This is a genomic window from Pseudomonas baltica, from assembly GCF_031880315.1.
GTDB lineage: Bacteria > Pseudomonadota > Gammaproteobacteria > Pseudomonadales > Pseudomonadaceae > Aquipseudomonas.
In genome coordinates, this window is record NZ_CP134771.1 from 746,096 (window position 1) to 758,099 (window position 12,004).

Genomic DNA, 12,004 nt, shown 5'->3' on the forward strand with positions numbered 1-12,004 from the left:
GAGCACGCTTTGTTTCTACAGGGTGCGCAGTGCCAGCAGCGAAAGGGTCAATAAAGAGACTCTCCAGCTCGTCAGACAACTAAAGATCAAAACAAATATCACCCAATGGTTATTGCATAAAATCAGAATCAACTCGTATGATGTCCGTCATCCGGACGCCACTGGCTGGCCATGACGTCCTGACTCAGCCAGCGGCTTGATCCGCCAGCGCCTGCAGTCCCCATAAAAATAATCAGCGGGAGTTCCGACTGTGCATGACTCAACCAACGCCCCTACTGCGTCCGCGGGCAACCCCGTGCTGGCGCGGGCCATCTCCAAGGTCAAGCGGCATGTCCTGCCGCTGTTCGTCATCATGTTCATCGTCAACTACCTCGACCGCGTCAATATCGGCTTCGTGCGCACGCACATGGAGCACGATCTGGGCATCGGTGCAGCGGCCTACGGCTTTGGCGCCGGGTTGTTCTTCATCGGCTATGCGCTATTTGAAGTACCCTCCAACATGCTGCTGCAGAAGGTCGGCGCCCGCCTGTGGCTGACCCGCATCATGTTCACCTGGGGCGTCACCGCGACGCTGATGGCCTTCATCCAGAACGAAACCCACTTCTACATCCTGCGCTTTCTGCTGGGCGTGGCCGAAGCCGGGTTCTTCCCTGGGGTGATCTACTACTTCACCCGTTGGTTGCCAGGCGTCGAGCGCGGCAAGGCGATCGCCATCTTCCTCAGCGGTTCGGCACTGGCTTCGCTGATCAGCGGCCCGCTGTCCGGCGTGCTGTTGCAAATTACCGGGCTGGGCCTGCATGGCTGGCAGTGGATGTACATCATCGAAGGCCTGGCCTCGGTGGCGCTGTGCGTGTTCGTGTGGTTCTGGCTCGACTCCAAACCCCATGATGCCAAGTGGCTGAGCGCTGAGGAGAAGGATGCCCTGGTGGGTGAAATCGACCGCGAACAGCGCGAGCGCGATGCTGCCACCACCGTCAGACCGACCATCGGCATGCTCCTCAAGGACCGCCAGATCATGCTGTTCTGCGCGCTGTACTTCTGCATTCAGCTGACCATCTACGCCGCCACCTTCTGGCTGCCCAGCATCATCAAGAAAATGGGCGACCTCAGCGACATTCAGGTGGGCTTCTACAACTCCATCCCCTGGCTGATCTCGATCGTGGCGATGTACGCCTTCGCTTCGCTGTCGGGCAAGTTCAAGTTCCAGCAGGCCTGGGTCGCCTCGGCGCTGCTGATCGCGGCGCTGGGCATGTTCCTGTCGACCACCGGCGGGCCGATCTTCGCCTTTATCGCCATCTGCTTCGCGGCGATTGGTTTCAAGTCGGCCTCGTCGCTGTTCTGGCCGATCCCCCAGGGCTACCTGGATGCACGCATCGCTGCAGCAGTGATTGCCCTGATCAACTCGATCGGCAACCTCGGCGGCTTCGTAGCGCCAGCCACCTTCGGCTTCCTCGAGCAATCCACCGGCTCGATTCAAGGCGGCCTCTACGGCCTGGCCGGGACCTCGGTGATCGCCGCGATCCTGGTGTTCTTCGCCCGCACGCTGCCCAAGCCGAGTGCCGCCGTTACCCCTACCACACCGACCGCCGCTGCGACGCTGGGCAAGTCGCACTGAACGACTGCATGAACAAGGACCCGACACCATGAATACAGAACTCCAGTACCACGCCAGCAAAGCTCCCGTCGTCACCAGCCTGCAGGTCATCCCTGTAGCCGGCCACGACAGCATGCTGATGAACCTCAGCGGCGCCCATGGCCCGTTCTTCACCCGCAACATCGTGATTCTCAAGGACAGCGCCGGTAACACCGGCGTCGGCGAAGTCCCCGGCGGCGAGCGCATCCGCGAGACCCTCGAAGACGCCCGCAGCCTGGTGGTCGGCCAGCCCATCGGCCAGTACCAGCGCATCCTCAACCAGATGCGCAGCACCTTCGCCGCTCGCGACTCCGGCGGTCGCGGCCTGCAGACCTTCGACCTGCGCATCACCATCCACGCCGTCACCGCCATGGAAGCCGCCTTGCTCGACCTGCTCGGCCAGTTCCTCGAAGTCCCGGTCGCCGCCCTGCTCGGCGAAGGCCAGCAGCGCGATGCGGTGAAGATGCTCGGCTACCTGTTCTACATCGGCGACCGCAACGCCACCGACCTGGCCTACCGCAACGAAGCCGACGCCAGCGACGACTGGTTGCGCCTGCGTCACGAGCAAGCCATGACCCCCGAGGCCGTGGTGCGCCTGGCCGAAGCCGCGAAAGCCAGGTATGGCTTCAACGACTTCAAACTCAAAGGCGGCGTGCTGCGGGGCGCCGAGGAAATCGAAGCGGTCACCGCCCTGGCCGAGCGCTTCCCGGATGCGCGCATCACCCTCGACCCCAACGGCGCCTGGTCCCTCAAAGAAGCCATCAGCCTGTGCCGCGACCAACATCACGTGCTGGCCTATGCCGAAGACCCGTGCGGCGCCGAAAACGGCTACTCGGGCCGTGAAGTCATGGCCGAATTCCGCCGCGCCACCGGCCTGCCGACCGCCACCAACATGATCGCCACCGACTGGCGCGAAATGGGCCACGCCATCCAGCTGCAATCGGTGGATATCCCGCTGGCCGACCCACACTTCTGGACCATGCAGGGCTCGGTACGGGTCGCGCAGATGTGCCACGAATGGGGCCTGACCTGGGGCTCGCACTCCAACAACCACTTCGACATTTCGCTGGCGATGTTCACCCAGGTGGCCGCCGCCGCACCGGGCGAGATCACCGCGATCGACACCCACTGGATCTGGCAGGACGGCCAGCGCCTGACCAAGGCCCCGCTGCAGATTGTCGACGGCTTGGTCAAGGTGCCGGCCAAGCCGGGCCTGGGCGTGGACATCGACATGGATGCCGTGGCCAAGGCTCACGAGTTGTACAAGGGCATGGGCCTGGGCGCGCGGGATGACAGCGTGGCCATGCAGTTCCTGATTCCGGGTTGGCGCTTCGATAACAAGGCGCCTTGCCTGGTACGTTGACTCGATCGAGGATGGCCACGGCAGCTGCCGCGGCCATTATCCAACAAGCTTCACGCGTTCAGCGACAGCGGTGATTTCCACCAGGGCACCGTAATGAAGCTGGCCGCAAGTGAGCCGCAGCGACCAGCAGCGCCCGGCGATACGTTGCCCGCCGGTCTAGGCGCAGGACTGCGCCAGCAGTTGCCCGCCTTCCAGCAGCCCGGCGCCGGGAATACTGCCCAGCAACTGGCGCGTGTAGGCATGTGCCGGCTGCTCGAACAACTGCTGGCAGGGCCCCTGCTCCACCACCTTGCCAGCGCGCATCACCACCACCTGATCGGACAACCGCCGCACGGTCGCCAAATCATGGGAAATGAACAGATAGCTGAGGCCCAGACGCTGTTGCAGTTCGTCCAGCAAGGCAACGATCTGCGCCTGCACCAAGGCATCCAGTGCCGACAGGGGCTCATCGAGCACGATCAGCTCCGGCTCCAGCGCCAGGGCGCGGGCAATCGCTACACGCTGGCGCTGGCCGCCGGACAGCTGCGCCGGGCGAGTATCGAGTAGCTGCGTCGGCAGGTGGACCTGTTCGAGCAGGCTGGCGGCACGCGCCCGTTGCGTGGCGCGATCACCGATACCGAACGCGTGCAGCGGCTCGCTGATGATCTGCGCCAGAGTGAGGCGCGGATTCAACGAGGCATAGGGGTTCTGATACACCACCTGAATGCGTCGGCGCAGGGCTTGCCATTGCCGCCGGTTGAAGGTGGTCACCTCCTCGCCGGCAAAATGCACCTGGCCGTGGTCAGCACGTTCGAGCCCCAGCAGCAGCCTGGCGGTGGTCGACTTGCCCGATCCGGACTGCCCCACCAGGCTGGTGGTACTGCCCTTGGCGATGGTGAACGAGACGTCGTCGACAGCTGCGGGTTGCGGGTTGAACCAGCTCGAGAACGACTTGACCAGCCCGCTCGCCCGCAGGATCACCGGGGCGTCATGGCGCACGCTTTGCCGGGCCACCAGCACCTGGCGGGCGGGGGCGGCTTCCAGCAACGCGCGGGTATAGACCTGCCGCGGCGCGGTGAACACCTGCCTGGCCGGCCCGGCCTCGACGACGCGACCACCCTGCATCACGATCAGATGATCAGCGCGCTCCAGCGCCACGCCCAGGTCATGGGTGATCAGCACCACCGCGCTGTTGCGCTCGCGGGCCAGCTGTTGCAGGCAATCGAGCACCTGGCGCTGCACCTCGGCATCCAGGGCGCTGGTGGGTTCGTCGGCGATGATCAGCGGCGGATCGTTGGCCACGGCCATGGCGATCAGCACGCGCTGGCGCATGCCGCCCGACAGCTGATGCGGATAGCGCCGCTGCAAACGATGCGCCTGCGCCAGGCCGACACGCGTGAGTAGCTCGACGCAGCGCTCGCGGGCCAGGCGACGGGGTACACCGTGCACGGTCATGGCTTCGATCAGTTGCTCGCCGATGCGCTTGACCGGGTCCAGCGACTGGCCCGGGTCCTGGGGCACGAAACCTACGGTGCGCCCGCGCAGGGTTTTCCAGAGTGCCTCGCTGGCGTCGGTCAGGTCATGGCCCGCCATGATCAGCCGCCCGCCCGTCAGCCGTGCGTTGTCGGCAAGCAAACCGATCAGCGCCGAGGCAGTGGTGGATTTGCCCGAGCCGGACGCACCGACGATGGCCAGCACCTCGCCTGCCGCCACCGTGAAACTGACCTCACTGATGCCGGGCACAGGGCCGGCGTGAGTGTGGTAATCGATGCTCAAGTCCTGGACCTGCAAAACGTTGTCGGCACTCATGGTCTTACCTCGTTGTACTGTTGCAGCGCGCGCCCCAACTGGTTGGCAGCCACCACCGTGCAGGCCACGACCAGCCCGGGCAGGCTGGTGTACCACCAAGCCGCGAGCAGATAGTTGCGCCCCTCCGACACCAGCAAACCCCATTCCGGTTGCGGCGGCGGCGCGCCGAAGCCGAGGAAACTCAGGGCCGACACCGCCAGTACCGCGCTACCGAATTCCAGTGCCGCCAAGGCCAGCACCGGCCCGGTGGCGTGGGGCAGGATGTGCCGGGCAATCACCGTCCAGGGCCCGACGCCGCAGGCATGCGCTGCCTCGACGAAGGTGCTGGCCTGCCAACGCATGACCTCGCCGCGCACCAGCCGGGCAAACGTGGCCACCGACGACAACCCCACCGCCAAGGCGATATTGACCGTGCCGAAGCCCAGCACGGTAATCACCGCCATGGCCAGCAATAGGGTCGGGATGGCCATCAACACTTCGACGATGCGCATCAGCAAGCCATCGACCCAACCGCCGAAGAATCCGGCCAGCACGCCCAGGACGATGCCGCACAGCAACGCGATCAACACCGCCAGCAGGGTCGCGCGCAGCGACAGCCCGGCACCGTGCACAGTGCGGCTGTACAGGTCGCGGCCCAGTTGATCGGTGCCGAACCAATGCGCGGCGCCGGGGGCCTGCAAGGCATGGGCCGGCACGCCCAACAGAGGGTCCTGCTGGGCGAACAGATCCGGCCACAGTGCCCAGCCGATCGCCAGCGCCAGCACGATCAAGCCCAATGGCAACAGCGGCCGACGCCGCCACAGGTTCATCGGGCACCGCCCAGGCGCGGATCAAGCAAGGGATACAAGGCGTCGACCAACAGGTTGACGCTGACGAAAATCAGCGCTGCCAGTAACACCACGCCCTGCACCATGGGAATGTCCTGAACGCTGACGGCGGCCTGGGCGAGACGCCCAATGCCCTCGCGGGAAAACACCGTCTCGGTGACCACCGAGCCGGCCAGCAGATTACCGACGATCACCCCCGACAGACTCAGCACCGGTACCAGCGCGTTGTGCAGGCTATGGCGCAGCACCACCTGAATTCGTCCAAGGCCCTTGGCGCGTAGCACATCGATGAAGGGTTGACGGCCCACCGCCGCCAAAGACCGCGCCAGCACTTGAGCGATGACGGCCGAGGTCGGGATCGCCAGCGTCAGCGCGGGCAACACCAAAGAGGCCCAACCGCGATTGCCCATGGCCGGAAACCAGTGCCAGCCGAACGACAACCACTGCAACAGCAGCAGCCCCAGCCAGAACGTCGGCAGCGAAACCGCAACCGCCGGCAAGCCCAGCAACGCATCGCGCAACCAGCGCCAGCGACTCAACGTGGCCGCCAGTGCCAGGCTGACACCGGCCAGCAGCGACAAACCCAGCGCCACGATGCTCAGCGCCGCAGTGGCCGGCAAGGCTTGCCACAACGCCGGCACCACTGGCTGGCCAGTCTGTATCGAACGGCCCAGGTCGAGCTGCAGCGCCCGGCCCAGGGCGATGGTGTATTGCGTGGCCAAGGGCTGGTCCAGATGATATTCGGCACGCAGTGCCGCCACCTGCTGCGCGTCCACCGCATTCTGTTCGCCGCTCTGGTTGAGCATGATGCTCACCGGGTCGCTGGGCAGCGCGTAGAGGATCAGGAACGACAAAGTGAAGGCCGCCCACAGCACCAGCGCGGCCTGGCCCACGCGTGCCAGCGCGCGCACCAGCAGCGCACCGATGGGAATGCGCGCGCGGGTCAAGGTCAGGGCCTGGCTCATGGTTGCACCCAGGTGTCATAGAACTGCAAGCGTGACGATGCTTCGTAATGCAGGCCGTGTACCTTGGGCCCGCGAGCGATCACCGTCGCCAGCTCGATCAGTGCCAGGGCGTGCCCGCCCTCGATCAACTGCTGGCTGGCATCATCGATCAATGCCTGGCGCTGTTTGGCGTCCAGGGTCGCCGCCGATTGGGCGAGGCGCTCGTCCACCGGGCCAGGCTCGCGTTTGCTGACATTATAGCCGGGGGCCTGGAACACCGTGCGCAACACATCGGGGTCGGCACGCGTGAGGTTGAGAAACCGAGCGCCATAGTCGCCGCTCGCCTGAATGGCGGTGACCTGGCTGATGGTGGTCTTGTTGAGCTGGAGCTCCACACCCACTTCGCGAAACTGTTGCTGGACCAGCTCCAGAATCGGCACGGTCTGCCAGTACGTCAGTTTGAACGACAGGCGCTGGCCGTTCTTCTGCCGGATACCGTCGGCGCCGGGCAGCCAGCCGGCTTGCTCGAGCAAGTTCCGCGCGGCGCCGGGGTCGGCCTTGAGCAACGGTGACAAGTCACGGTAATACGGCGTGCTGCTGGCCAGCAGCGCCGTGGCCGGGCGTTGATAGCGCGAGATGATCGGCTGGAAATCCGCACGATTGATGGCCTTGTTCAGCGCCTGGCGCACCCGGCCATCGGTGAACAGCGGCGAGGTTTCGTTAAGCACCAGCACATACACCACCCCCGGATTGGCCCGTGTCAGGAGCTTGAGGCCCTGCTGCTCGATACTGCCTTCATCCTGCGGCGATACCGCCGTGTTGACGTCGATCTGCCCGGACGCGAGGCTGCCCAGGCGCACACCGGACTCGGCGATGATAGTAAACTCCAGGTTATCCAGCCAGGCGCGGCCTGGGTGAGCGGCCAGGCTCGACGGCCAGGCGTAGTCCTTGCGCGCCTGCAGCGACACCGCCTGGTTGTGCACGAAAGCCTTCAAGGTGAACGGCCCGGAGCCGATCAATTGGCCCTGGCAACGATCGGCCGGCGCCAGCGCCACGGTGCTCGGCGCCAGCAGCCCCAGGCTCATGGTCGAAGTCGCTTGCAGGAACTGCGCGTTGGATTGTTTGAAGCGCACCACCACGGTATGGGGGTCTGGCGTCTGGATCTGCTCCAGGCCGGCCAGGTAGGTACCGCCCAGTATCGAACGAGCGCCAAGGGCGACGATGCCTTCAAGGTTGGCCTTGACCGCCTCGGCATTCAGCGGGCTGCCGTCGCTGAAGGTCACCCCGTCGCGCAGATGAAAAGTGAATTGACGAGAGTCATCGGAGATTTCCCAGCGCTCCGCCAGCCACGGCACAATGGTGCCGGTTTTCGGGTCCTGATCCGTGAGGGAATCGACCAGTTGCCGGCCGACGTTCAACGCCGTGTTGTTGCCCGCCTGCTGGGGGTCGACACACTGCGGGTCACCGTCCAGCGCGACACGCAGCGTGCCGCCGACCTGGGGCGCGACATTTGCCACCTTGGCCGGGGCATCGGCTTGCGGCCCGCAGGCGGCCAGCAACACGACCATGGCACTGGCGAGCGCCACCACGGGTAAAAATACACGCTGGCTCATACCGACACCCCACGGGCCGCAGCGCGCCGGCCGGCATGCCGATTGGGGATGCGCGGCAAACCGAGGTTTTCCCGCAGGGTGGTGCCCTGATACTCGCGCCGGAACACCCCGCGGCACTGCAACTCCGGTACCACCTGTTCGGCGAAATCGCTGATGCCCTGTTGCAGGCCGGAGAACATCACATTGAAACCGTCCGCAGCACCGGCCTCGAACCACGCCTGGAAGTCATCGGCGATACTCTGCGGGGTGCCGATCAGGATCCGATGCCCGCCCGCCGTGAGCTTGTTGAACAGCTGGCGCACGGTGGGCCGTTCGCGACGAATCAGGTCGAACACCAGTTTCTGCCGGCTCTTGTGGGTGTTGGTGTCGAACTGCTCGGGCGGCAGCGGAACCACCGAATCGAAGGGCAACTGCGACAGATCGAAGCCCAGGCTGGCGAAGCGCGAAATCGAGCGCAAGAACGCTTTGGGTTCGAGCAGCGCCTGCAACTGTTCGTATTTGTCTTCGGCCTCGGCCTGGGTACGGCCGACCACGGTGGACACCCCAGGCAGGACCTTCAAGTGCTCGGGATCGCGCCCCAGCGCGGCGGCGCGTTGCTTGATCTCCTGATAGAATGCCACGCCCTGCTCGATGGTGTGCTGCGCAGTGAAGATCAGCTCCCCGGCCCGCGCCGCCAGTGCCCTGCCCGAATCCGAAGAGCCGGCTTGGGCGATCACCGGGTAACCCTGCGCCGAGCGCGAAGCATTGAGTGGTCCACGGACCTGGAAGTGCTTGCCGTGATGGTCGAGCACGTGCAGTTTGTCGGTGTCTGCCCAGCGTCCGCTGGCCTTGTCCTGCACGAAGGCGTCGTCTTCCCAGCTGTCCCAGAGACCGGTCACCACGTCGTAGAACTCTTCGGCGCGCTCGTAACGGTCGGCGTGCAGCACATGGGCGTCGCGGTTGAAGTTTTCGCCGCCGCCCAGCGACGTCACCAGGTTCCAACCGACCCGACCGCCACTCAGGTGATCGATCGAGGCCAGCTTGCGGGCGATGTTGTACGGCTCGTTGTAGGTGGTGCTCGCCGTGGCGATCAGGCCGATATGGCGGGTGGTCAGCGCCAATGCCGGGAGCAGCACCAGCGGGTCCCAGCGCACGCTGTTGGGGCCGTTGGCGATCAGCTCCAGGTCGGGCTCGATATTGACCGTGTCATTGAAAAACAAGGCGTGAAAGCGGGCTTTTTCGAGGGTGTCGGCCAACTGGCGAAAATGCTCGAAGTCCTGAAAAGCGTTCGGCTGGGCGGAAGGATGGCGCCAGCTCGAACCGGTGATACCGGCGCTGGGGATGAACGCGCCGAGGATGATCTGCTTGTGCGAGGTACTCATGGCCAATCCTTGTCAGAAGTTGTAGCTCAGGCGCGTGTACCAGAAGCCGCCGTAGGGGTCGAAAGGCGAAATACTGCCAAAGCGCGGGAAGCCGTTGATGTCGCCCGCCGGGTAGCCGTTGTTGTCGGCGCGCACGTCGAACAGGTTGTTGGCGCCCACCGCCACCTCAAAGTCGTGGGTCACGGCGTAGGCGACTTCCAGATCGGTCAGCCACTTGGCGCCGTAGGTCACGTCGTAGTCGGGGTTGGCGTCGCGGGCGGTGACCTTGTCGTAACGGGTGAGTGCGGCGTTGACGGTGAAGCGGTCGATCTTCCAGTTGCTGCTGAAAATCAACTTGGTCTTGGGGTTGGCGACGGTCAGGTAGCCCTGGGCAACCCGGTCGAACAACTGCAGGTTGCTGCCGGCCGCAGTGAGCGCCGCAGGGGTCGACTTGATGTCGTCCAGCTGGGTCTTGTTGTAGTTGAAGGCCACGCCATATTTGACCGCCCCATAGGCGCCGTAATCGACGCGATAGTCGGTGACCAGGTCGATGCCGCGGGTGGTGGTGTCGGCGGCGTTGGTGAAGTACTTGATCTGGTAGCCCGGCTTGAAGCCATTGGCGACCAGCACCTGATTGACCCCGGCGCCAGAAAGAAAGCCGGTCTGGGCGATGCGATCCTTGATCTCGATCTGGTAGGCGTCCAGGGTCACACTGGCGGCTGGCAGGGGCTGCCAGGTGAAGCCCAGGCTGAGGTTGCGGGATTTCTCCGGTTTCAACGACTCGGCGCCGAGCGCTTGCGCCAAGGGCGAATCGACCCGCACCGATTTGGCCTCGACGAACTGCGCCACGCCATTGACCAAGGTGTACTGGTTGGAGGTTTGCGCATATACCGACTGCGACAGCGATGGCGCGCGAAAGCCGTTGCTCAGGGTACCGCGCAGGGCGAAAGTCGAGGTCAGGTCGTAGCGCAGCGATAGCTTGCCGCTGGCGGTGTTGCCCGAGTCGTCATCGTAATGCTCGAAACGCCCGGCCACGCCGACGTAGAACTTCTCGGTGGGGTTCAGGCCCAGGTCCACATAGCTGGCGTAGCTGTTGCGGCTGGCCTGGCCGGCGTCTTCCGGGGTCAGGGTAATCGCGCCCTGGGCGCCTACGGCAGCGGGCCTGCCGGCCAGGGGGCCGCTGGGGTAGATATAGCCGCCGTTGAGGTAGGCCAACGCATCATCGGATTCGGTCTTGTAGCGCTCATGGCGGTGCTCCAGGCCGGCAGACAGTTGCAGGGGCTTGCTCAGGCCGACCTCGAAAGCGCGGGTAATATCGAGGTTGTTGGTCCACTGATCGAAGGTGCTGGTATAGGTGTCGAAGTGAGTCGGGCTGCTGGGCCCCAGCGAGGCGTTGAGGGTTTCGTCGGCGCCGGAGTGGCCGACGTCGCGGCCGAAGGTCGAGCTCAGGTCCCAGTGCCATTCGCCGGCCAGCCCCTTGGCCCCTGCCGCGGCCTGGTAGTCGTCTTCGTCCAGGGTGTAGAACGGCGCCGTGCCGTCCGGGTAGATCGCCGGAATGATATTGGTGGAGTTGGGCCGGCGGTAGTTCTGCCCGCCCTTGGCTTCGCGGTGGCTGTAGGTCGAGAACGAGTACAGGCTGACGTCATCCTGCAGCGGCAGTTCGGCGTTATAGCCGACCTTGATGTCCTTGATTTTCGGCAGGCCGTTTTTCTGCACGTCGTGGTCGACCGTGGCCTCACGCGGGTCGGGCGAGCCGTCGGCCTGGGGGTAGTAGAACGCCCCGGTGGCGGCGCGCGAGCGGGTGGCGGTCTGCTGCGACTTGGCATCCAGCGACAGGTTGAAGAAGCCATCGTTGGGCAGCGCGAAGCCGTTGTTGAGCGTCTGGCGAAGGGTGCCGCCATCGCCCTTGTAGTATTGGCCATACGAGGTGCTGGCCGTGCCGCCGTGATCGTTCTGCTTGAGGATGATGTTGATCACCCCGGCGATGGCGTCCGAGCCGTATTGCGCCGAGGCACCGTCGCGCAGCACTTCGATGTGATCGATGGCGCTCACCGGGATCATGTCCAGATCCACCGGATTGGTGCCGTAGGCGGCGGTGGAGTCGAGGTTGATCACCGCACTGTTGTGGCGGCGCTTGCCGTTGACCAGCACCAGCACGTTGGAGCCGTTGAGGCCGCGCAGGCTATAGGGCCGCGCGATGCTGTCGTTGGACGATCCGGACGGGCGCTGCTGGAACGACGGCAAGGCTTTCGACAGCGCAGCGCGCAGGCTGCCACCACCGGCCTGCTGCAGCTGCGCACCACTGATGACGTCGATGGGCGCGGGGCTGCTGGTGACGGTGCGCGCTTCGCTGCCGCGCGAACCGGTGACGATAACGGTGCCGAGGGTGTCGTCGGTGTCGGTGCTGTCGGCAAAGGCCGGTTGCAGGGCGAAGCCGGCCAGCAGCAAGGGGGCAAGACGCAGCGAGACAGCATTGGCGATCAGCTTCATGTCGAT

Annotated in this window: 8 protein-coding genes; 2 read left to right on the forward strand and 6 right to left on the reverse strand. The window is 64.9% G+C overall.

From position 1 onward, the window contains the following. Positions 1–250: 250 nt before the first annotated feature. Together REH34_RS03310 and gudD are read left to right on the forward strand one after the other, a co-directional pair. Positions 251–1,615 (forward strand): MFS transporter, encoded by a 1,365-nt coding sequence (locus REH34_RS03310; RefSeq protein WP_311970748.1) that lies wholly within the window; start codon positions 251–253, stop codon positions 1,613–1,615. A gap of 28 nt (positions 1,616–1,643) precedes the next feature. Continuing rightward, positions 1,644–2,996, forward strand: coding sequence for a glucarate dehydratase (gudD, locus tag REH34_RS03315; protein WP_311970749.1), 1,353 nt, complete (start codon positions 1,644–1,646; stop codon positions 2,994–2,996). 156 nt (positions 2,997–3,152) lie between these two features. Here the strand turns inward: gudD and REH34_RS03320 are convergent, their stop codons facing one another. Genes REH34_RS03320 through REH34_RS03345 form a run of 6 tightly spaced genes read right to left on the reverse strand, consistent with a single transcriptional unit; the run spans position 3,153 to position 11,998 of the window. Then, entirely contained in the window at positions 3,153–4,784 is a 1,632-nt protein-coding gene (locus REH34_RS03320) for an ABC transporter ATP-binding protein (protein ID WP_226504815.1), read from the reverse strand. Next, the gene (locus REH34_RS03325) at positions 4,781–5,593 is read right to left on the reverse strand and encodes an ABC transporter permease (RefSeq protein ID WP_226504816.1); all 813 of its coding nucleotides are present in this window, start codon (positions 5,591–5,593) and stop codon (positions 4,781–4,783) included. The genes REH34_RS03320 and REH34_RS03325 overlap by 4 nt, the downstream gene beginning before the upstream one ends. After that, positions 5,590–6,576, reverse strand: a complete 987-nt coding sequence (locus REH34_RS03330) for an ABC transporter permease (RefSeq protein WP_226504817.1) — start codon at positions 6,574–6,576, stop codon at positions 5,590–5,592. Before REH34_RS03330 ends, REH34_RS03325 begins: the two co-directional genes overlap by 4 nt. Further along, positions 6,573–8,168: an ABC transporter substrate-binding protein gene (locus REH34_RS03335; protein WP_311970751.1), complete on the reverse strand. Its 1,596-nt coding sequence runs from the start codon at positions 8,166–8,168 to the stop codon at positions 6,573–6,575. The genes REH34_RS03330 and REH34_RS03335 overlap by 4 nt, the downstream gene beginning before the upstream one ends. Further along, positions 8,165–9,529, reverse strand: coding sequence for an LLM class flavin-dependent oxidoreductase (locus REH34_RS03340; protein ID WP_311970752.1), 1,365 nt, complete (start codon positions 9,527–9,529; stop codon positions 8,165–8,167). The genes REH34_RS03335 and REH34_RS03340 overlap by 4 nt, the downstream gene beginning before the upstream one ends. A 12-nt stretch (positions 9,530–9,541) precedes the next feature. Next, positions 9,542–11,998: a TonB-dependent receptor gene (locus tag REH34_RS03345; RefSeq protein WP_311970753.1), complete on the reverse strand. Its 2,457-nt coding sequence runs from the start codon at positions 11,996–11,998 to the stop codon at positions 9,542–9,544. Between the last annotated feature and the right edge of the window lie 6 nt (positions 11,999–12,004).